Source organism: Bradyrhizobium elkanii WSM2783 (assembly GCF_000472865.1).
Lineage (GTDB): Bacteria > Pseudomonadota > Alphaproteobacteria > Rhizobiales > Xanthobacteraceae > Bradyrhizobium > Bradyrhizobium elkanii_A.
On the sequence record NZ_AXAP01000015.1, the window covers coordinates 20,569 to 38,104 of the forward strand.

Here is a 17,536-nt window from a genome sequence, read left to right on the forward strand (position 1 = left end):
GCACAGCACCATGGCTTATGATTTTAACGCAGCTGGCGAACAGCGTTCGTTCAACGAGCTGATTCCGGACGGCACCGTGTGCCCGGTGCATCTCACCATTCGTCCCGGCAACGCGGGCGAGGGTGGCTGGCTGAAGCGCGCGGCCGACGGCGGCAGCATGGCGCTGGATTGCGAATTCACCGTGGTCGAGGGGCCCTATGCCAAGCGCAAATTCTGGACCCTGATGACGGTCGAGGGCAGCACCGAGGGCCATGCCAAGGCCGGCGAGATCACGATGTCGCGCCTGCGCGCGATCCTCGAAAGCGCCCGCGGCATCAAGCCGAGCGATGAAAGCGAAGCGGCGCGCATCGCCCGTCGGGTCAATTCCTATGGCGACTTCGATGGCCTGCGGTTCCTCGCCCGCGTCTCGGTCGAAAAGGGCGGCACCCAATATAAAGACAAGAACGCGCTCGACATCGCCATCACGCCGGATCGCAAGGAATGGACCCGGGTCGAGCAGGTGGCCAAAACCGCGGGCGCCACGCCGGGCCAGCATCAAGCCGCCGCGGCAGTCCAGAAGCCGGAATGGGCGAAGTGATGGCGAAGATCACCCATCAGATGACCGATGACGAATGGCAGGTTCGCGCGACCGAATCCGCCATCGCCGCCTGCCGGGATCTGTTGAAGGGTGGGATCAATTCCCGCGCGACGCTGGCCTCGCTCGGCAATATCGAGTGGGGCTGGATCGCCGCGGCGTCGGTCTTCGCCTGGATCAAGGTCCGCGCCGAGCAGGCGGTGGCCGAAGGCATCTCGCCCGAGGTCACCATTCGCACCATGAGCCATCAAGTCCCTGGGCCATGGGAGGCGGGGGCGATCGAAAGCATCCTGCCAGCGCTCGGCGATATTAAAGGAGTCGATTGGTCGAAGCCGGTCGGCTTTTGGTCGAAGCAGGAGATCATCCGCTTCGCCTTCCACATCAACATTCTGGTCAACAAGGCGCTGGCCGCACGCGACAAGGCGCAGGTCGGCGCCATCGTCACCAGCAACAAGGACACGGTTGAGCGACTGCACAGCGCCGCCAATGGCGGACCGTTGATGTCGCATGCGGAAATACACGACGAGGACATTCCGTTTTGAGGAGTAGCCGATGGCTATGCTCGACTTCAACCGGGCGAACCTAAGCGGCAGCGAACTGAACATAGCGATCAACGGTCTGCTCGATGCTGCCGCACTTCAACAGCAACGGCTGGAGCGTAGCCGGGACTATCTCGGCGCCTCGATCATCGGATCCGAATGTCTGCGCAAGGTGCAATACGACTGGATGTGCGATTCGATCTTTCCGGCGCGCACCAAGGCGATCTTCGATCGCGGCCATGCCATGGAGGAGATCAGCGCCCGGGCCCTGGCCCAGGCCGGTTTCCGCATCGAGCGCAACACCAAGCGCACCGAATTCTCGACCGCCGATGATCGGTTCAAGGGCCATGCCGACGGCATCATCTTGGATGGACCGCAGGTGAAGGGGCTGCGCTATCCGTGCCTGTGGGAGCACAAGGCGCTCGGCGACAGCGGCTGGAAGAAGATCGAGCGGGACGGCCTGCGGCGGGTCTACCCGGTCTATTGGGATCAGTGTCAGCTCTACATGGCCTATCTCAATCTCGACGAAAATCCGGCGCTGTTCACCGCGGTCAACGCCAACACCTGCGAGCGGTTGCATCTCTTGGTGCCGTTCGATGCGGCGGCGGCGCAGGCGGCATCGGACCGCGCGGTCCGCGTGATCAAGGCAACGCTGGCCGGTGAATTGCTGCCGCGCATCACCGAGAAGCCGGACGATTGGCGCTGTCGGATGTGTTCGCGTCGCGAGCGATGCTGGAACGGAAAGGCATAGCCATGGGTGCAACGGAAAACGCTGGGTTTACCTCAGGGACGGCAGATTATTTCTGCATACAGAAAATGATGGGCCGCGGTTTCTTCGTCGTGGTGCCGAAGCATTTGAGGAGGAGGTCACGCTCGACGCGTTGAAGAGATATCCCGCTCTGTATGAAGAGGCCAAACGCTTGTTGCGAGATGAATAGAAGACCATCGTAATGTGTGGGAGCCGCGATCATGGCGAACGACCTGAAGACGAGCCACCTCGAATCGGAGATCGAAAAGCGACCCCACCTCGCCAAATTTTTCGACCGGGTCAATCCAACCCAAGGCCGATTGATCTTTGCGATTGATGCCACGGCCTCACGCCAGCCGACATGGGATATTGCCGCCGAGCTGACGACCCAGATGTTCGAAGCGATCGACAGCGTCGGCAGGTTGGAGGTTCAACTGGTCTATTATCGCGGCCGTGAGTGTGTCGCGTCACGCTGGTTTTCCGACGCCAAGTTGCTCGCGCAATTCATGTCCAAGGTGATCTGCATCGCCGGCATCACTCAGATCGAAAGAGTGTTCGCGCACGCCGTGAAGGAAAACCGGAAGAAAAAAATCAACGCTCTCGTCATGATCGGCGATGCTTGCGAAGAACACCCGAACGAACTGTTGGACCAGGCCCGCTTGTTGAGCGATGTGCCGATATTCATGTTTCAGGAAGGCGCCGACGAGCACGTCGCCAGGGTTTATGGCCAGATCGCGGATATCACCCACGGCGCGTTCTGCAAATTCGATAGCAATGCATCGCAACAACTTGCGGACCTGTTGAAAGCCGTCGCGGCGTTTGCTGCCGGCGGAATCAAGGCGCTGAGCGCTCAGAACAGTGACGCGGCAAGGTTGCTACTGACACAGATGAAATCATGACCACGGGCATGCTGACCGAAACCACCGCCAAGCGCATCGCGACGTTGTTTCGCATGCTGAGCAGCGAGTACCCGGGCGAGATCCTTGGTGCCGTGGCGGCCATGAAGCGGCTGTTTGCCAATGAGGGTCTGAGCTTTCATGAGATCGCCAACGTCATCGAAAGCTGCAATGGTGAGATCGAGGAGCGCAAATACAGCGATGCCGATGCCGAGATCATCTTCCAGCGCGGGGTCGAAAAGGGGCGCAGCGAGCAGCAGCCACCACCGTTGGACTATTATGAAGAGGATGGCTCACCGCGCTGGCATGAGATCGCGCTGTTCTGTCGGAATAACACAGCAAAACTGAAAGGTGATTGGGAGCAGGAGTTCATCACCGACATGGTCAGCAGGACGCTGGTCAAAACGTTGACACCTCGACAACAAAAATTTCTGTTCGCGATCTTTGTGCGGCTTGGGGGTCCCTATGATGCCGCCAGGCCATTGAATTTCGGGTGATGCATGACCGAGTCCGGCGGCATCATCGACTTCAACTTTGCCAAGCTGCAAAGCGAATTGGGCAAGGCGAGCCTTGATGTCGGCGATATCCGCGAACGGCTGAACGCCAGCGCGCGGTCGTTCGTCGAATGGCTGTTCTCTGGTCGCGCGCTGATCACGCGCGGCGGCCATGAGGCCCGGATCGGCGATGTCGACGGTAATGTCGGAACGTCATTGTCGATTCATCTGACCGGATCGAACACCGGCCTGTGGAAAGACCACGCCACCAGCGAGAGCGGTGACCTGATCACGCTGTACCGCATGTACATGGGCTACGGCGAAAGCAAGGATGATTTCAAGCAGGCGATCAAGGAGATCGCCAAGGATTTTCTGCACGATCCGATCGAGGTCGAGCGGCCAACCTTCAGGCCGACGCCGGAGATGGTGATCCGGTCCAAGAAGGAGAAGTTCGGCACCAAGCCGCGCGATGACGATGTCGAATTGGGCGCGCCGGTCGCCACCTTTAAATATTTCAACACCCGGGGCGAGATCACGGCGTCGGTGGTGCGCTATGAGCCGGACGGCACCCGCGCCAGCAAGACCTTCCGGCCGTTCTGCTACCGCGACTTCGACGGCAAGAAGCGCTGGGCCGCGGGCGCACCGGATATCCGGCCGCTGTACCGGCTGCCCGAGATCTCGCTGAGCGGTTCGGTGATCCTGGTCGAGGGCGAGGGCAAGGCCGACGCCTTGGCCAGGCTCGGCATCGAGGCGACCTCGGCGATGCAGGGCGCCAATGCCCCGATCGACAAGACCGATTGGTCGCCGCTCGCCGGCAAGCGGGTGACGATCTGGCCGGACAACGATCAGCCGGGCTTCGACTATGCCAACACCGTCGCCAAGCGGCTGCTACAGCTGAACTGCACCGTGTACGGCATCAACCCACCGGCCGATGCCCCGATCGCCTGGGATGCCGCCGACTGTATCGCCGAGGGCCGCGATCCGCACGAGCTGATCAACGCGGCGGTTTTGTATTCGGGGCAGGACGATATCCGCACCCGGGTCCGAATTCGGATCATCGATATCGATGATCTGGAAAACCTGCCGGCGCCGCAATTCCTGATCGACAACGTCATCACCGAAGGCGGGTTGTCGGTGCTGTGGGGCCCGCCGGGCGCGATGAAGTCGTTCGTTGCCCTCGACATGGGCTTGTGTGTCGGCACCGGTTACTTATGGCATGGCAAAACTACCAGGCTTGGCACCGTGGTCTATCTTGCCGCTGAAGGCGCGCACGGTCTCGGCCAGCGCGCGGTAGGCTGGCGCAATATCCGCGGCAAGGGCCTGGCAAAGCCGAAGTTCAAGATCATTCCGCATTCAATCGCGATGACTGGTGTCGACGATTTGAATGCGCTGATCGAGGCCATTCTCAAGCTCGATGAACTGCCGATCCTGATCATCATCGATACGCTGGCGCGCACGTTCGGGGCCGGCAACGAGAACCAGCAGTCCGACATGAATGCCTACGTCAACGCCGCCGATAAACTGCGCGAGGCAACCGGCGCGCATGTGATGATCGTGCATCATTCCGGCGTGCACGAGGTCAATCGCGAGCGCGGCTCCAACGTGCTGCGCGGCGCCGCCGATACGGTGATCAAGGTCGCCCGCAAGGGCAACAAAATCGACATCGTCAACCGCGCGCCGGCCGGCAAGCAGAAGGATTTCGAAGAGTTCGACACTGTCAAGCTGCGCGCGGTGATCGAGCATTGGCAGACCGGCGAGAACGGGGAGGTCGACCATTCGACGGTCATTCTCACCTTGCGCGAGGACGGCGACAAGGAGGTGGACATGGATCAAGAGCCCAAGACCGAGACGGCACAGGAGACCAAATCGAGGGTGACCGGCAAGAACCAGAAACTGGTGCTCAGCGCCCTCAAGGCGTCCGCTGAGCCGCTGACGGCAACCACCCTGATCCTGCGCACCGGGCTGGACAAAAATCGCATGTACGAGGTTCTGAACGATCTGGTCGAGAAGGGTCTGGTGGCTTGTGAGGACAGCGCTGACGGCAACGCCGCGCTCTGGAACATCACCGATGAGGGCCGCGATGTTCTGTAGCTGTTCATGGTCCGAAAGCACGTTTCGGATCCGTTTCGGACTGCTGTTTCGGACTTTGCAGGCTCGCATTTGGCCAGTCCGAAAGTCCCGACGTGGCTCCGACCTGCTTTACCTAAAGGTACGCAGTCGGGACATTCGGACTGGCCAAATTCGAAGCAACGAGGTCCGGAAAGGGGAGGTTTTCAGAAAAATGGGTCGTTCGATAAATCGACGCGAGCAGTTTCCAAACACGATGAAGCTTATTGCAGAGCGGGACGACCTTCAGCTCTTTAATCGCGATTTTGCCGACAAGGGGGAGTGGAGATCGTTAAGGCTGATCAAAGGTGGCAGGAAGTCGCGTCGAGTTCCAAAGCGAAGCTTCTGGCTTGGTTGGAATGGTCAACGTCTTGCACGCAACCATGATACCGGCGTGCTCGCCGAGCATTACCCGGAAATCTATGATTGGGTGGTTGCGGAATTGGAGGCCGCGCAATGGTGAACGTGAATCGCCACCCGGTCGACCAGCTCGCCGACGTGCGCGCCGAGATCAAGACGCTGCAGGAGCGCGAGACCGAACTGAAGGAAGGCTTGCTGCTCGAGGACGCCGATCTGTCGGGCAGCGAATACTACGCCCGGATCGTGCCGCTGACCCAGCATCGGCTGGATCGGAAATTGTTGGAGCAACGTTTTGGCCAGCGAGCCGTGGAGGAGTGCTGCAAGGATGTCGAGACGGTGCAGATCCGGTTGGTGCATCGGGAGGAGGAAGGTTGAATGACGACCTTATTACGACGCGCTCAAGATCTGCTGCCATTCGATCCGCTTGACGAACAACCGATGCTGCCATCGGTTTGGACTGGCGAGCATGTTGGTCTGCGGTTGGTCGAAGCGATGCAGACGTTGCGATTGCTGCCGGGCGAGGGGCTTGGATCGCGGAGTGCGTGGCCGCCGTACCTCTATGAGTTCGATGATCTGGTCGAACAGCAGCGGCAGGGCGAGCTGGAGCGTACACAGCAAATCCAGAACCGCACGCGGGTGTCGCCGAGCCTGACGGAGATTTCGCGGATGGAGTTGGTGATCTGGTGGCCGATGCATTTTCTGATGTTCGGCGCGCCGCATCTGGTCGAATCCGTGATGTGGCTCTCGCACGCCTACTCGATCGAGCGCGATGCCGAGTGGGTGGTGCGCAAGCGCGGCGGCTTCGCTGACACCTGGCGCGCGCGTCATGCGCGCGGGTGCGAGATCATCGCCGAGGGTTTGATGGCCGAGAAGGTGAGGGTATTCTGATGGGCAAGCACAAGGAAAGGCTGGTTGACATCGCGGGCGATAAGACGGGCGAGACCGAGAGGGCCTATCGGATTTTCGACGGTAAGAAAACCGAATGGGTGCCGAAGTCCCAGGTTGAGTACAACGAGGATGATGGCACGTTCACGATGCCGGAATGGCTGGCGAAGGAAAAGGAATTCATTTGAGATTGCCACAGGGCGATCGAAAGGAAGGTTGCTGCATATGGCCCCGCCGCGAAAGAAACACAGAAAGCCTGGTGAAACGCATGCCGTTCATTTGCGGTTGCCGGCGGACGTCTTCAGACGGATCGAGGCGAAGGCCGCGATGGCAGGCTGGCCACTCAATCGCGTCGTCGTCAAGGAGTTGGTCGCTTTCCCAGATCTGGAAAAGCTGAAGAAACTTGGCGAGCTGATCGCGGACATGGAAGTTGTTTTGGCGCGACACGGAGCTAGGCTCAAGGAAAAGGAATTTATCTGATGATCGAGCTGCCACAGGGTGCCGCGCGCGACTATCTGCAGGTGTTCGGTGTGGCGGCGATCTATGTGGCGGTGTCGCCCGATGGCCAGTGTTGCCGGATTGGCAGCTCGCTCGATCTGGCGCGGACGCAGGGCTTCCTGGGCAGGTTTGAGGTTGATCAGGTGTTTTGGGTGCGAGACGCCAGGACGGCGCGGCTGGTGGCGCGATTGGCGCGGGCCGGTCTGCCGACGTTGGGTGGTGGCCTGGTGCGAGCGTCGAGGGAGATCGCCGGCCGGGCGGTTGAGGCGGCGGCAGGGCGCCTGGGCATGCGGCTGACCGAGCACCAGGCAGCGCTAATGAGGGTGTCCAGCGCCCTCGACCAGGTTGATGCGATGTTGGCGCTGGCCCATGCCGACGGCGCGCTGAGCTGGTTTAACCGGGCCTACAGGGCTTATCGGCTGGCCAGCACTGGAAGGACCATGCTGTACGGGGAAGCCAAGGTGAGGCTCCGCAACGCCGTGGTGAGGCGGATCATGGCCGGTGGCGACCTGCAGGATCTGCGGGAAGAGATCTTCGGCGAGGCTATCCACCACCAATTCAAAAAATCTGCTTGAACCGTGAGCTGGGGAGGGGGTTCTATACGCGCGCACGGGCTCCGCCCGAGGTGTGTTTGATCGGCTTCCTGGGCGTTGCCCTAGGGACCGGTTTTTTCATTCGTCACCATCGTCATCGCCATCGTCGTCATCGTTGACGACGCGCTTATCGCTGAGCCGGTCGAGGATGAACCTGATTTGGGCGGGCTTGACGCCCGCGGTTCTCAGCACTTCTTCCGGCCCGATGTCCTTGGCCAGCATCAGCTCGAGCACCATGGCCACCGGCCGCGCCACGTGATTGTTTTGCTTCCATCGCCGTGCCGTGCGTTCGTTGACACCGAAGAAAGTGGATGCGCCGCGTTCGGTCCAACCCAGTCGGGTCAGGATCTCGAGATAGCGTTTCGTATTCATGGTCGGTGCTGCCATCATGGCGTTGATCCCTTAGGGCTTCTTGGCGATGGTGTTTCGTACTGCGCACCAGGAGGGTGCGCAGGGTCGAAACATCACCCGTCGACTAGATCGTTGCTTACGACGATTCTGAGCAATTGACCATCAACGTAACGGTAGTTCACCGGGTCATCGCTTTCGGTGGCGCGATATTCCCGCACCAAGGTCCAGCGCATCGCGAGATCGCGCACATTGGCCTCGGCCTCTTCTTTGGTGGCAAAGCGCAAGGCGTTGCCGACCCATTGGCCGCTATTGTCGGCGATGACTTCTGGCTTCCAAGACATTGCAAGGTATCCTTCCGGGCTTGGCCCATTTGAATGAAGCGGGAGCGCTTCGTTCTGCGCACCGAGCGATGCGCAGGGTCGAAAAGCTCGCAGCCTTGCGTTGTCAGTTCGGCTTGTTGCGATAGCTTCGTTCGATGATCCGACCGCGTGGGTCGTAGGTGGTCGTGGTGCTGCCGCTGGTCGATGAGCGCGCCGAGACGCGCCCGCCGGCATCGTAGAACGTGGTCGTGCCTTGGCTATCGGTAGCGGAGCGGCCGATCACCCGGCCGCCCGCGTCGTAGTGGGTTCGCTGCCGCGCCTGGGCGGCGGTCAACGTGACCGCAACCAACGCGGCAGCAGAGATCATCAACTTGATCATTCTCATTTTTGCTTCTCCTTAGCGTAGCGATGGCGAGATGGTGTAGCAGCGCGACATATTGCCGGATGAGCACACCATCTGTGGCCGCATCGGAATTTTGATGATTTCCGGGTCAGGCCATATGCTGCCGTTCACGATCAGCGGCGCTGCAAGGATCGCAAGGCTGGTGCTTCTGGGATCGAATATCGGAAGCTCCGGTGGTTTGGTGTGTTTTGGCAATACCGGGATCGGCACGCTTGCCCAGATGCTGTCGCTTTGCGCGTGGCTCGCGCCACTCAACGCGATGACAGCGGCAACAGTAGCTATGATCAGTCTCATTTCAGGTTATTCCTTTGTGATGCAATGTGAGAAATTTATCCGGAGGCGCGCTCATCACACCGACCCGTCGTCTTTCTTGCCGGGCCTCACCGGTGCGCTCGGCACGGGCGATGTCGGCGGTACGGGCGACGTTGCCTGCGGCTGTCGCGGCACAGGCGACGTGGCGGTGCCCCCGCTGTTGGCGATCTTGGCGATGCAGAACTTGAACCATTTCGTTGCATGGCGACTGCCAATCATCTGCGCTGTCCAAGGCGGCTCATTGCCTTCCTTGAACGAGATCACAAGTTGATCGGCATCGGCGAAGTCTTGAACGAACCCGACAGCCTGCTCGCTCGCGATGCTGATCTGGATCAGCGAGCTGCCGCTGGTTGAGGTTATCGTCGTGCCAGAGCCCTCGCGCACGCCCCTGTCGAATGAGATCGACATCGGGACACTGATGTCGGCCGGGAATGCCCAGTTCGACTTGCTGATGTGCATGAACAGCCCGGTTTCGTTGGACCATTTCATCGATGCGGTGCCGATTGCGCCGCTGGGGAACGTCCATTGGCCGGAGATGACGCACATCGGCCTCCCTTCACTGTTCCGCGCGTAGTGGCTCGTTTGCCAGTAATTACCCGTATAGAGCCGCGTGACGTTCTCAGCCTGGGCGGCGGTGGTAGTCAGCAGCGCCGCGGCTGCGGCCATAACAAGATGTTTCATTCCTAGTTTCCTTCCGGGCTTAGCCCATTTGAATGAAGCGGGGAGCGCTTCGTGCTGCGCACTGGGAAATGCGCAGGGTCGAAAAGCTTCCGACGATTAGCGGGGACCAAACGGAAACGGGGATGGCACCGCGATTTGTGGCGATGACGGCGGTCCGTCTGGCCGGCATTCGGCGGCGGCGCGGATCGAGATCTTGTGCCCCTGCAGTTCGCGCTCGATCACGCTCGGATACAGATCGCGCGCCGCGGCCTTGCAGGCTTCGCGATTGGCGAAGTCGGTCACGACCGACGACACCGAGACCGAGCCGGTATCGGTGAGCGCGAGCACGGTGGCGAACAGTTTCCACATCGGCTTAGCCTTGCAGCGGCGGCACTGAAGAGGTGACGGGCAGGGGTGGTTGGCTGACTTCGATCCAGCCCTTGCGCCGATAGCTATCGACGATGATGCGATAGGCGAAGAAGGCATAGACGAACCAGCCGACCAAAACGCCGAAGCCGCCGAACGGTACCAGGAAGATAAATATCAACGCCGTGATGCCGGCGTGCAGCCACGCTTCTTTGTAGGCCAGATAGAAACAGCCGAAGAAGAACGTCAGCCAGAACGCCGAGCCTTTGTTGATCCTGACGACCGCACCGGTCTGAGGGTTGCGAAAGGCAGTCTCGTAGGCTTGCGGCTGGGACGGCACGCTGAAGGGCCGGCCGGTGCTGCCCATCGCCGGCATTGCGATCACTTCGGCGCGCAGCTTCTCGAATTCGTCTTGGCTGATCAGCCCCTGGTCGCGCATTTCGGCCAGCTCTTTGATCTTGTCGATTTTGTTGGTCATCTAATCCAATCTTTCCGGGCTTAGCCCTTTTGAATGAAGCGGAGTTGCTTCGTGCTGCGGCGACATGCGCCGCAGTGTCGAAACATCCCGGCTAGTGCAGTTTGGCGTTCGCCGGTTTCTGATGCAGTTGCGCTAAAAAGGCTTCGATCAGCTTTTGCATGCGTTCCAGGTTGGCGAGCCGTTGCATGATCAATTCGATTTCCGACATCGTTAGTATTCACTCGGTGAACCAGAGGTCGATGTGGTCGAGCGGAAAGTCGGTGAATGCGATTTCCTCGCGATAGACGACGTTGTCGTTGCCGTCTTCGCACACCAGCGTGGCTCGATTGTCCGCGACCTTCAGTTTCCAGACCTGAAATTCTTCGGTGCGAACGACCGGCTCGAGCTGCAGCGTCGCGACCTTGTCGACCAGCCAGTATGCGCCGGCCTTCTCGGCGAGATACTGCACGCCTTCGGTGTAAGTGATGTTGCGCATCAGGCTGTGGCGAAACCACTGCTCACTGCCAGTGAACTGCGCCAGATCAGCATGGGTAATGCTCGTCATGGAATTCCTTTCCGGGCTTAGCCCTTGAATGAAGCGGAGCGCTTCGTGCTGCGCAGGTGACGAGCTGCGCAATGTCGAAAAGCTCGCCTTCCTATGTAAGCGGGCATTTTGCCCGCTTTCTATAAGTAGGGCATTTTGCCCGGTTTATCAAGGTCAGCTGCAGAAGGAACTGCGCCATGTGCTTTACCCTCGGATGGCTCGAGCAACTGATTGTTTGGCTGATCGTGGTTGGCGCGGTGGTCGCCATCATCAAGCTTTTGATTCCCTTCCTCGACAGCCTGACCGGCATGCCGATCATCGGGCGGATCCTGATCATCGTGCTGTGGGCCATCGTGGCCATAGCGGTGGTGATCCTGGTGTTTGGGCTGCTGTCCTGCCTGTTGGGAGGGACAGGCACGCTTGGCTTTCCCCACCCAATCCGGTAGCCGCGTCGAGGATCTGCCGCCTTATCCGCCTGCACCGCCTTCAATCTGCAAGGGCTGTTGAGCCTGACCGGTAACCAATAACCTCGTTGTATCAATGGGTTGCATGCGTAGAAGGCCATGCTACGTGGGACAGGTCAGGTTCCCTATGAGAACAGTTGTTCACGTGAGGGAATACAACGAGAACACGTGCTTGGCGTGCAATGCCCATGCGTTTGCATGGATAATGGAATTAAACAACTGAAATTATTGAGGAATATTCTTCCAAGGGGAGGGGGGAGGTTCGGAAAATCCGAAGTTCCTTAAGTTCCCAGCGCGGCGGCGCTCCAAAATCTGCGGCCGGAAAATGGAAATTCTGGGTTCCGGGATAAATCTTCTACAGATCTAAGATATCGAGATCACGACAAAAATAGCTACAAACGCAAAATCGTCCAAATCCACTTAGCAGCAGCCGTCCCTCCTAAGTGAGTTGCCCGTCGCCCCCCCCCCCCCCCGCGAACGGTAATAGCGCACCACTCGCAGAGCTAGAGGAATTTCTCTTTTGCGTCAGCGGGATACCGTTGGTGAGAAGGGCCGGAGTTCCGTTCTGATTATCCGAAAATGCAGGAGTTCCCATGCCCGGACCGCCCAAAACCCCGACGCAGCTGCGCATGCTGCGCGGGAATCCCGGCCACGAGGCCATCCCGAGAGGTGAGCCGAAGCCGCGGGGTTACGACAAGGTGCCGCCGCCGCCCAGCCGCCTCAAGGATGAGGCCCGCGACGAATGGCTCCGCCTGGCGCCGGAGCTGCACCGGCTCGGCCTGCTGACGGTCGCCGACATCGCGCCACTGATGCTGTACTGCGACGCTTACGGCACCTGGTGCGAGGCCCAGGACGCCATGACCGCGATCAAGGCCGATGACCCGCACCATTTCGGCCTGCTCACCAGGACCGAGCGCGGCATCGCGGCCAACGCCCTGGTCAAGATCGCCCGCGACGCCGCCCACGACCTGCTGCGCTACGCCCAGGAATTTGGCTTCACGCCGGCATCCCGGACCCGGATCTCCGGTGGCGCTTCCGCCGAGCCGGAAAGTAAATTCGGCGAACTGCTCGCGAACTGAATATGAGCGCGCTGCAGCGGATCACGACGCGCCCCGATCGCGTCATCCGCTTCATCGAAAAACTCACGGTGCCGAGCGGCATCGGAAGCGGCAAGCCGTTCCGGCTCGAGCCGTTTCAGAAGCAGTTCATCCGCGACATCTACGAGCCGCACATCGGCGCCAATCGTGCAGTGCGGCGGGCGATCCTGTCGATCGCGCGCAAGAACGGCAAGACCGCGTTGATCGCGGCGATCGTGCTGGCGCACCTGGTCGGCCCCGAGGCGATCGTCAACGGCGAGATCTATTCAGCGGCCAATGATCGTGATCAGGCGGCGATCGTGTTCAAGTTTGCGAAACAGATCGTTGAGCTGGAGCCGGAGCTGCGCGCCCAGATCGAGATCATCCCGTCGACCAAGACGATGGTGGCGCGGCGCACCGGCTCAGTTTATCGCGCGGTCTCCAGCGAGGTCGGCACCAAGCACGGCTATTTGCCGAGCGTCGTGATCTATGACGAGCTGGCGCAGGCCCGCAACCGCGACCTCTACGACGTGCTCGACACCGCGTTTGGCGCCCGCGAGGAGCCGCTGTTCATCGTGATCTCGACCCAGTCGAATGATCCGGAGCACGTGCTCAGCAAGCTGATCGATGACGGCATCAGCAAAATCGATCCCTCGATCGTCTGCCATTTACATGCCGCCGACGAAGAATGCGATCTCGACGACGAGACACAATGGCTGAAGGCCAACCCGGCGCTCGGCGTCTTCCGCAACCGCGAGGATTTGGTCGCCGCGGTCCGCAAGGCCAAGCGACTTCCGGCCGAAGAGCCCAAGGTCAGAAACCTTTTCCTCAACCAGCGGATCTCGCCGATCTCGAGCCTGATCTCCAGAGCGGAATGGATGGCGTGCGGCGGCACCGCTGACGACGCCGCGCTGGTCGACGGCGAGGATATCTATTTGGCGCTCGACCTTTCCAGCGTCGCCGACCTGACCGCGCTGGTCGCCGGCAGCGCGGAGGAGCCGGTGCGGATCCAGCCGTTCTTCTGGAAGCCGGCCGATCATCTTGCCGATCATTCGCTGCGCGACTTCGGCGCCGGCACCCACCGCTATGAACAATGGCGCGACGCCGGCCATCTGCTGGCGTCATCCGGCCGTTCGATCGATCCCGAAGCCATCGCGCTTACGATCGCCGAGCTGGTCGGCCGCTACAACGTCAAGGGCCTGGCCTACGATCGCTGGCGCATCGCCGATCTGATGCGCGAGTTCGATCGCATCGGGTTGGCGGCGTGGGAGGACAAGGGCGCCGAGGCCGCGAAGAGCCATGAGGACGGCTTGCGCATGGTGCCGTGGGGTCAGGGCTACCGCGACATGGGGCCGGCGATCGACGCGCTCGAGCTGGCGGTGATCGAGCGCAAGCTGATCCATCCGCACAATCCGTGCCTGACCTGGAACATGGCCAATGCGGTGGCGACGATGGATCCGGCCGGCAACCGCAAGCTCGACAAGGACAAGGCGCGCTTCCGGATCGATGGCGCGGTGGCGCTCGCGATGATGCTGGGCCTGCGCTCGCGCGACCGCGTCACTGAGCAGCCTGTCGATATTGAGGCGCTGATTGCGTAGGAGCCGGAAGATTGCGTGTGCTGGTGTGCGGTAGCCGGAAATACCGCAATCGCGATCATGTCTGGCGAACGCTCGACCAGCTGCATTGGGTGACACCGATCACTTGCCTGATCCATGGCGGTGCAACCGGAGCCGATGCGTTCGCGGCAGCGTGGGGCAAGGCCTTCGACATCGAGGTGCTGGAATTTCTCGCCGACTGGCACAGGCTGGGGCCGAGCGCCGGACCAAAGCGCAATGCCGACATGATCAAGTATGGCGAGCCCGAGCTGGTGATCGCGTTTCCCGGCAACAGCGGCACCAACAACATGATCGAAAAGGCCGAGGCTGTCGGGATCCCGGTTGTGAGGCAGGCATGAGACCGCTGGACAACATCACACCCAAGATCTGGGTCGTGCTGATCATTGGTGTGGTGGTGCTGATCGCGATGGTCTGGCTGCTGCCGCCATGATCGATCGCGACGACTGGAGCGAGCGCGAGCTGCAGGATGCCGAGGCCTACGCCACCACTTGCAGCAACGTGATCAGCCACATCCTCGGTCAGCTCGGCGCTGTCGAGGTGGCGCTGTCGGAGGATAAGCGTGCTGCGGTCGAGGTCGCCGCGCTGCTCGAGGCCGCGGTGCATCTGGCGCAGGACAAGCTGCAGCTCAATGCCGACGACTTCGCTGTTGCGGCTTGCGAGATGTATATGCGGATCAGGTCATGAGCTGGTGGAAGCTGCAAACCTTCTACGGTGTCGAGGAGCCGGAGAACGGCAAGCATCGCGGCGACTGCGCGATCCAGACGATGTTCACCGACGACCGCGCGCTGCAGGCCGCGATAGCGGCTTCCCGTTTGCGCGACGACATCGGCTGGGTCGACGTCACCGACATGATCACCCACAAGCTCCGACGCGAGTATATGCGATGAAGAGGAGAGGCAGAATGCGAACCATGGTCTTTGCTGTGGCTTTTGCCGTTTTTGGCTTCCTGGCCACCGAAGCCTCCGCCGGCACGGTGCTCAACACCACGCAGGCCGATGTGAAAAAGCAATGCGAGGGCAAGACCAAGTGCAGCACCGCCTGCGGCTCCACGCTCTGCAACTATGTTTGCGATGATCCGAAGCAGCAATGCACGGTCGCGATCTACATCAAGCGTCCGCCGAAGCCGCCGACGCGTCCGATCCCGCCGATCGGCACGGACGGCACGACTCGGCGCTGAGTCGCCCACCGATGATCGCCGCTCTGATCGTGCTTCGCCTGGTGCTGTTGCATGGTCCGGACGGTCACGAGATCGCGCTCAATCCGGAGCAAATCACGACGATGCGGGCGGCGTTGCCTAGCGGTCAAAACAAATATCTGACCGGCGACGCGCGCTGCATGATCTCAACCAGCGACGGCAAGTTCGTCAGCGTGGTCGAGACCTGTGACCAGGTGCGTCAATTGATCGAGGACGCGGAGAAATCCCAATGAGCGATCATCCGGGCCGAATGCTTTTGGTCATGATTGCCGGTCTCATGCTGCTGCTGACCTCTGTCGCCGCTCCGGCGAGTCCACAGAGCAGGGGCTTCCATGGCGGCTCCGGCTTCCGGGCGGCGACCATCAGGCCACCCGTTGTGCAGCCGCAAAGCCGCAAGTCCTGCTACCGCCGCCGGCTCCACCAGCTACTTGCACTCGGCCATGATTACGACCTGGCCCAGGAAGAGGCGTTGTTGATTTGCGGATGATGAATTCATGGGGAGTTCGTATGGCATGAGTGACCATCCTTCCTGCATCGATATCTCGCACTGGCAGGGCTTTCCGGATTTTGAGGATGTTGCGGCGCAGGGCGTCGTCGCCTGCATCATGAAAGCGACCGAGGGCACGAGCTACATCGACCCCAACCGCGCCACCAATTATGTCAACGCCACCGCCGCCGGCATCGCGTGCTGTACCTACCATTGGATCAAGCCAGGCAATGCTGCCAAACAGATGGAATTCTATCTGTCGGTGGTTGATCCGGTTGGCGGCGAGAGAATGGTCATTGACTATGAGGAAGATGGCCTTCGACTTCAGGAGCTTTTGGAAGCGGTGGAGGTTCTGAAGGCCGATCCGCGCGAGCTGCAGGTCACGGTTTACAGCGGTCATCTCCTGAAAGAGCAGCTTGGCACCGACTGCAACGACTATCTCGCCGAGAACACCGACCTTTGGCTTGCGCAATATACCGACGGCACGCCGAGCTGGCCGAGCGGCACCTATCCGCATTGGACCTTGTGGCAGTACTCAGAGAGCGGCGAGGTCGACGGCATCGACGATACCAATGTCGATCTCAACCGCTTCGATGGCGACAACGATGAGCTGGTGCGGTGGATCAGCCCGGCCGGGTTCGCGCCGCCGAAGCCGCCGGAGCCGGAGCCCAGCGAGGCTGTGATCGTCGACATCACGGCACCGACCAATCTCCCGGTGCTGGTGACGGTCAACGGTGCCGAAGTGCAACAGCGGCGTCGCCGCCCTCGGTTGCGGGTCCCGCGCGGGCCTGATCTCAGATGAGCCGATGGCGCCACTGGCTCGGCAGCCCGACCGGCGCGCTGTGGTACTTCGGCACGGCGTGGGGCCTGATCCTGCTGTACTGGTTCTGGTTTTGGTGGACCGAGCCATAGATGGACGAAAGCTCGACCCGCACCCAGTGGCAGCACTTCTATGACACCGCGGTCTGGCAGCGTCTGCGTCGGCTGCAGCTCACCCACGAACCGCTGTGCAAGATGTGCCTGGCGCGTGGCGTGGTCACGCCGGCCCGGGTTGCCGACCATGTCGAGCCGCACAACGGCGACTGGAATAAGTTTCGGCTCGGCGCGCTGCAGTCGCTCTGTTTCGACTGCCACGACATCCATAAGCGGCGCATCGAGTTGCGCGGCTATTCGAGCGACATCGACGAAGACGGCTGGCCGATCGATCCAAAACATCCCGCGAACAGGAGAGGGTGACATGGCACTGCAGGTTCTGAACGGCCCGTTCATTCAACCGGGCGAATCCTTGTCGGACGCGCACGACTGCACTGCCGGCAGCATCATCCGCCTGACGATGCCTGGCGTATGGACGCCGGCCAACATCTCGTTCCAAATTTCGACCGATGGTGCGCTGTTCAACGACCTCGTCGATTTCGACGGCGATTATGTGCAGGTGCCGATCGTCGCCGGCTCCGCGCTCGTGGTCGCGCCGCTCGTCGACTACCTGAAGGCGGTGGCGTTCCTGAAGATCAGATCCGGCACGCCGGATCATCCGGTGCCGCAAGCCGACCTGCGCGAGTTCGCGGTGGCGATCGAGGTCGCCGGAGCGTGAC

32 protein-coding genes are annotated in these 17,536 nt (G+C 60.9%); 24 read left to right on the forward strand and 8 right to left on the reverse strand.

The features are described 5' to 3' along the window. Positions 1-10: 10 nt before the first annotated feature. From YY7_RS51700 to YY7_RS0115740, 12 genes are all read left to right on the forward strand, one after another. Positions 11-577: a hypothetical protein gene (locus YY7_RS51700; RefSeq protein WP_051396724.1), complete on the forward strand. Its 567-nt coding sequence runs from the start codon at positions 11-13 to the stop codon at positions 575-577. Continuing rightward, a complete protein-coding gene (locus YY7_RS0115685) occupies positions 577-1,116 on the forward strand; it encodes a hypothetical protein (RefSeq protein WP_155255191.1) in 540 nt (179 codons plus the stop codon). Before YY7_RS51700 ends, YY7_RS0115685 begins: the two co-directional genes overlap by 1 nt. 10 nt (positions 1,117-1,126) lie before the next feature. Then, on the forward strand, positions 1,127-1,864 hold the full coding sequence (locus tag YY7_RS0115690; RefSeq protein ID WP_155255192.1) for a hypothetical protein: 738 nt from the start codon (positions 1,127-1,129) through the stop codon (positions 1,862-1,864). Positions 1,865-2,082: 218 nt separating this feature from the next. Next, entirely contained in the window at positions 2,083-2,760 is a 678-nt protein-coding gene (locus YY7_RS51705) for a hypothetical protein (RefSeq protein WP_051396725.1), read from the forward strand. Continuing rightward, positions 2,757-3,254: a hypothetical protein gene (locus YY7_RS0115705; protein ID WP_028164088.1), complete on the forward strand. Its 498-nt coding sequence runs from the start codon at positions 2,757-2,759 to the stop codon at positions 3,252-3,254. The genes YY7_RS51705 and YY7_RS0115705 overlap by 4 nt, the downstream gene beginning before the upstream one ends. A 3-nt stretch (positions 3,255-3,257) precedes the next feature. Then, positions 3,258-5,342: an AAA family ATPase gene (locus tag YY7_RS56550; RefSeq protein ID WP_028164089.1), complete on the forward strand. Its 2,085-nt coding sequence runs from the start codon at positions 3,258-3,260 to the stop codon at positions 5,340-5,342. 190 nt (positions 5,343-5,532) lie between these two features. Beyond that, complete coding sequence (locus YY7_RS0115715; protein WP_155255193.1) at positions 5,533-5,820, forward strand: hypothetical protein; 288 nt, start codon at positions 5,533-5,535, stop codon at positions 5,818-5,820. Further along, on the forward strand, positions 5,814-6,092 hold the full coding sequence (locus YY7_RS0115720) for a hypothetical protein (protein ID WP_028164091.1): 279 nt from the start codon (positions 5,814-5,816) through the stop codon (positions 6,090-6,092). The genes YY7_RS0115715 and YY7_RS0115720 overlap by 7 nt, the downstream gene beginning before the upstream one ends. Continuing rightward, positions 6,093-6,605, forward strand: coding sequence for a hypothetical protein (locus YY7_RS0115725; RefSeq protein WP_028164092.1), 513 nt, complete (start codon positions 6,093-6,095; stop codon positions 6,603-6,605). Continuing rightward, the gene (locus tag YY7_RS0115730; RefSeq protein WP_028164093.1) at positions 6,605-6,790 is read left to right on the forward strand and encodes a hypothetical protein; all 186 of its coding nucleotides are present in this window, start codon (positions 6,605-6,607) and stop codon (positions 6,788-6,790) included. Before YY7_RS0115725 ends, YY7_RS0115730 begins: the two co-directional genes overlap by 1 nt. Positions 6,791-6,818: 28 nt before the next feature. Then, positions 6,819-7,082 carry a hypothetical protein gene (locus YY7_RS0115735; RefSeq protein WP_155255194.1) on the forward strand — a complete coding sequence of 88 codons (264 nt, stop codon included), beginning with the start codon at positions 6,819-6,821 and terminating at the stop codon, positions 7,080-7,082. After that, a complete protein-coding gene (locus YY7_RS0115740; protein ID WP_028164095.1) occupies positions 7,082-7,675 on the forward strand; it encodes a hypothetical protein in 594 nt (197 codons plus the stop codon). The genes YY7_RS0115735 and YY7_RS0115740 overlap by 1 nt, the downstream gene beginning before the upstream one ends. A gap of 96 nt (positions 7,676-7,771) precedes the next feature. Here the strand turns inward: YY7_RS0115740 and YY7_RS0115745 are convergent, their stop codons facing one another. The 8 genes from YY7_RS0115745 to YY7_RS0115785 form a co-directional block, all read right to left on the reverse strand. Beyond that, positions 7,772-8,083 (reverse strand): hypothetical protein, encoded by a 312-nt coding sequence (locus YY7_RS0115745; RefSeq protein ID WP_028164096.1) that lies wholly within the window; start codon positions 8,081-8,083, stop codon positions 7,772-7,774. Positions 8,084-8,157: 74 nt separating this feature from the next. Further along, positions 8,158-8,385 carry a hypothetical protein gene (locus YY7_RS0115750; protein ID WP_028164097.1) on the reverse strand — a complete coding sequence of 76 codons (228 nt, stop codon included), beginning with the start codon at positions 8,383-8,385 and terminating at the stop codon, positions 8,158-8,160. Positions 8,386-8,488: 103 nt separating this feature from the next. After that, entirely contained in the window at positions 8,489-8,749 is a 261-nt protein-coding gene (locus tag YY7_RS0115755; protein WP_155255195.1) for a hypothetical protein, read from the reverse strand. A 12-nt stretch (positions 8,750-8,761) separates the two neighbouring features. After that, positions 8,762-9,061 (reverse strand): hypothetical protein, encoded by a 300-nt coding sequence (locus YY7_RS0115760; protein ID WP_028164099.1) that lies wholly within the window; start codon positions 9,059-9,061, stop codon positions 8,762-8,764. Positions 9,062-9,115: 54 nt separating this feature from the next. After that, a complete protein-coding gene (locus YY7_RS0115765; protein ID WP_155255196.1) occupies positions 9,116-9,760 on the reverse strand; it encodes a hypothetical protein in 645 nt (214 codons plus the stop codon). A gap of 96 nt (positions 9,761-9,856) precedes the next feature. After that, positions 9,857-10,108 carry a hypothetical protein gene (locus tag YY7_RS0115770; RefSeq protein WP_028164101.1) on the reverse strand — a complete coding sequence of 84 codons (252 nt, stop codon included), beginning with the start codon at positions 10,106-10,108 and terminating at the stop codon, positions 9,857-9,859. Positions 10,109-10,112: 4 nt separating this feature from the next. Continuing rightward, positions 10,113-10,583, reverse strand: a complete 471-nt coding sequence (locus tag YY7_RS0115775; RefSeq protein WP_028164102.1) for an SHOCT domain-containing protein — start codon at positions 10,581-10,583, stop codon at positions 10,113-10,115. A gap of 217 nt (positions 10,584-10,800) precedes the next feature. Next, entirely contained in the window at positions 10,801-11,127 is a 327-nt protein-coding gene (locus tag YY7_RS0115785) for a DUF6876 family protein (RefSeq protein WP_028164103.1), read from the reverse strand. A 176-nt stretch (positions 11,128-11,303) separates the two neighbouring features. Here YY7_RS0115785 and YY7_RS0115790 point away from each other — a divergent pair, with 176 nt between their 5' ends. From YY7_RS0115790 to YY7_RS0115855, 12 genes are all read left to right on the forward strand, one after another. Next, entirely contained in the window at positions 11,304-11,552 is a 249-nt protein-coding gene (locus YY7_RS0115790; protein ID WP_028164104.1) for a hypothetical protein, read from the forward strand. Positions 11,553-12,163: 611 nt separating this feature from the next. Then, positions 12,164-12,649: a phage terminase small subunit P27 family gene (locus tag YY7_RS51715; RefSeq protein WP_051396726.1), complete on the forward strand. Its 486-nt coding sequence runs from the start codon at positions 12,164-12,166 to the stop codon at positions 12,647-12,649. Positions 12,650-12,651: 2 nt separating this feature from the next. Beyond that, entirely contained in the window at positions 12,652-14,244 is a 1,593-nt protein-coding gene (locus YY7_RS51720; RefSeq protein ID WP_035690219.1) for a terminase large subunit, read from the forward strand. Between the two features lie 17 nt (positions 14,245-14,261). Further along, complete coding sequence (locus YY7_RS0115805; protein WP_245287292.1) at positions 14,262-14,600, forward strand: SLOG family protein; 339 nt, start codon at positions 14,262-14,264, stop codon at positions 14,598-14,600. A gap of 88 nt (positions 14,601-14,688) precedes the next feature. Continuing rightward, positions 14,689-14,946, forward strand: a complete 258-nt coding sequence (locus tag YY7_RS0115815; RefSeq protein ID WP_028164106.1) for a hypothetical protein — start codon at positions 14,689-14,691, stop codon at positions 14,944-14,946. Beyond that, the gene (locus YY7_RS0115820) at positions 14,943-15,149 is read left to right on the forward strand and encodes a hypothetical protein (RefSeq protein ID WP_028164107.1); all 207 of its coding nucleotides are present in this window, start codon (positions 14,943-14,945) and stop codon (positions 15,147-15,149) included. The genes YY7_RS0115815 and YY7_RS0115820 overlap by 4 nt, the downstream gene beginning before the upstream one ends. A 14-nt stretch (positions 15,150-15,163) precedes the next feature. Continuing rightward, positions 15,164-15,439: a hypothetical protein gene (locus YY7_RS0115825; RefSeq protein WP_155255197.1), complete on the forward strand. Its 276-nt coding sequence runs from the start codon at positions 15,164-15,166 to the stop codon at positions 15,437-15,439. 11 nt (positions 15,440-15,450) lie between these two features. After that, positions 15,451-15,690 carry a hypothetical protein gene (locus YY7_RS0115830; RefSeq protein ID WP_028164109.1) on the forward strand — a complete coding sequence of 80 codons (240 nt, stop codon included), beginning with the start codon at positions 15,451-15,453 and terminating at the stop codon, positions 15,688-15,690. Then, a complete protein-coding gene (locus YY7_RS0115835) occupies positions 15,687-15,944 on the forward strand; it encodes a hypothetical protein (RefSeq protein ID WP_028164110.1) in 258 nt (85 codons plus the stop codon). Before YY7_RS0115830 ends, YY7_RS0115835 begins: the two co-directional genes overlap by 4 nt. A gap of 25 nt (positions 15,945-15,969) precedes the next feature. Further along, a complete protein-coding gene (locus tag YY7_RS51725; protein WP_051396727.1) occupies positions 15,970-16,746 on the forward strand; it encodes a glycoside hydrolase family 25 protein in 777 nt (258 codons plus the stop codon). A 110-nt stretch (positions 16,747-16,856) separates the two neighbouring features. Then, entirely contained in the window at positions 16,857-17,180 is a 324-nt protein-coding gene (locus YY7_RS51730; RefSeq protein ID WP_035690222.1) for an HNH endonuclease, read from the forward strand. Between the two features lies 1 nt (position 17,181). Beyond that, on the forward strand, positions 17,182-17,535 hold the full coding sequence (locus YY7_RS0115855; RefSeq protein ID WP_028164111.1) for a hypothetical protein: 354 nt from the start codon (positions 17,182-17,184) through the stop codon (positions 17,533-17,535). The last annotated feature ends 1 nt before the right edge of the window (position 17,536 follow it).

Bases quoted from the DNA above. Each gene is read 5' to 3' on its own strand.
- YY7_RS51700 (WP_051396724.1), top strand. From the start codon at position 11: ATGGCTTATGATTTTAACGCAGCTGGCGAACAGCGTTCGTTCAACGAG.
- YY7_RS0115685 (WP_155255191.1), top strand. From the start codon at position 577: ATGGCGAAGATCACCCATCAGATGACCGATGACGAATGGCAGGTTCGC.
- YY7_RS0115690 (WP_155255192.1), top strand. From the start codon at position 1,127: ATGGCTATGCTCGACTTCAACCGGGCGAACCTAAGCGGCAGCGAACTG.
- YY7_RS51705 (WP_051396725.1), top strand. From the start codon at position 2,083: ATGGCGAACGACCTGAAGACGAGCCACCTCGAATCGGAGATCGAAAAG.
- YY7_RS0115705 (WP_028164088.1), top strand. From the start codon at position 2,757: ATGACCACGGGCATGCTGACCGAAACCACCGCCAAGCGCATCGCGACG.
- YY7_RS56550 (WP_028164089.1), top strand. From the start codon at position 3,258: ATGACCGAGTCCGGCGGCATCATCGACTTCAACTTTGCCAAGCTGCAA.
- YY7_RS0115715 (WP_155255193.1), top strand. From the start codon at position 5,533: ATGGGTCGTTCGATAAATCGACGCGAGCAGTTTCCAAACACGATGAAG.
- YY7_RS0115720 (WP_028164091.1), top strand. From the start codon at position 5,814: ATGGTGAACGTGAATCGCCACCCGGTCGACCAGCTCGCCGACGTGCGC.
- YY7_RS0115725 (WP_028164092.1), top strand. From the start codon at position 6,093: ATGACGACCTTATTACGACGCGCTCAAGATCTGCTGCCATTCGATCCG.
- YY7_RS0115730 (WP_028164093.1), top strand. From the start codon at position 6,605: ATGGGCAAGCACAAGGAAAGGCTGGTTGACATCGCGGGCGATAAGACG.
- YY7_RS0115740 (WP_028164095.1), top strand. From the start codon at position 7,082: ATGATCGAGCTGCCACAGGGTGCCGCGCGCGACTATCTGCAGGTGTTC.
- YY7_RS0115745 (WP_028164096.1), bottom strand. From the start codon at position 8,083: ATGATGGCAGCACCGACCATGAATACGAAACGCTATCTCGAGATCCTG.
- YY7_RS0115750 (WP_028164097.1), bottom strand. From the start codon at position 8,385: ATGTCTTGGAAGCCAGAAGTCATCGCCGACAATAGCGGCCAATGGGTC.
- YY7_RS0115755 (WP_155255195.1), bottom strand. From the start codon at position 8,749: ATGAGAATGATCAAGTTGATGATCTCTGCTGCCGCGTTGGTTGCGGTC.
- YY7_RS0115760 (WP_028164099.1), bottom strand. From the start codon at position 9,061: ATGAGACTGATCATAGCTACTGTTGCCGCTGTCATCGCGTTGAGTGGC.
- YY7_RS0115765 (WP_155255196.1), bottom strand. From the start codon at position 9,760: ATGAAACATCTTGTTATGGCCGCAGCCGCGGCGCTGCTGACTACCACC.
- YY7_RS0115770 (WP_028164101.1), bottom strand. From the start codon at position 10,108: ATGTGGAAACTGTTCGCCACCGTGCTCGCGCTCACCGATACCGGCTCG.
- YY7_RS0115775 (WP_028164102.1), bottom strand. From the start codon at position 10,583: ATGACCAACAAAATCGACAAGATCAAAGAGCTGGCCGAAATGCGCGAC.
- YY7_RS0115785 (WP_028164103.1), bottom strand. From the start codon at position 11,127: ATGACGAGCATTACCCATGCTGATCTGGCGCAGTTCACTGGCAGTGAG.
- YY7_RS0115790 (WP_028164104.1), top strand. From the start codon at position 11,304: ATGTGCTTTACCCTCGGATGGCTCGAGCAACTGATTGTTTGGCTGATC.
- YY7_RS51715 (WP_051396726.1), top strand. From the start codon at position 12,164: ATGCCCGGACCGCCCAAAACCCCGACGCAGCTGCGCATGCTGCGCGGG.
- YY7_RS51720 (WP_035690219.1), top strand. From the start codon at position 12,652: ATGAGCGCGCTGCAGCGGATCACGACGCGCCCCGATCGCGTCATCCGC.
- YY7_RS0115815 (WP_028164106.1), top strand. From the start codon at position 14,689: ATGATCGATCGCGACGACTGGAGCGAGCGCGAGCTGCAGGATGCCGAG.
- YY7_RS0115820 (WP_028164107.1), top strand. From the start codon at position 14,943: ATGAGCTGGTGGAAGCTGCAAACCTTCTACGGTGTCGAGGAGCCGGAG.
- YY7_RS0115825 (WP_155255197.1), top strand. From the start codon at position 15,164: ATGCGAACCATGGTCTTTGCTGTGGCTTTTGCCGTTTTTGGCTTCCTG.
- YY7_RS0115830 (WP_028164109.1), top strand. From the start codon at position 15,451: ATGATCGCCGCTCTGATCGTGCTTCGCCTGGTGCTGTTGCATGGTCCG.
- YY7_RS0115835 (WP_028164110.1), top strand. From the start codon at position 15,687: ATGAGCGATCATCCGGGCCGAATGCTTTTGGTCATGATTGCCGGTCTC.
- YY7_RS51725 (WP_051396727.1), top strand. From the start codon at position 15,970: ATGAGTGACCATCCTTCCTGCATCGATATCTCGCACTGGCAGGGCTTT.
- YY7_RS51730 (WP_035690222.1), top strand. From the start codon at position 16,857: ATGGACGAAAGCTCGACCCGCACCCAGTGGCAGCACTTCTATGACACC.
- YY7_RS0115855 (WP_028164111.1), top strand. From the start codon at position 17,182: ATGGCACTGCAGGTTCTGAACGGCCCGTTCATTCAACCGGGCGAATCC.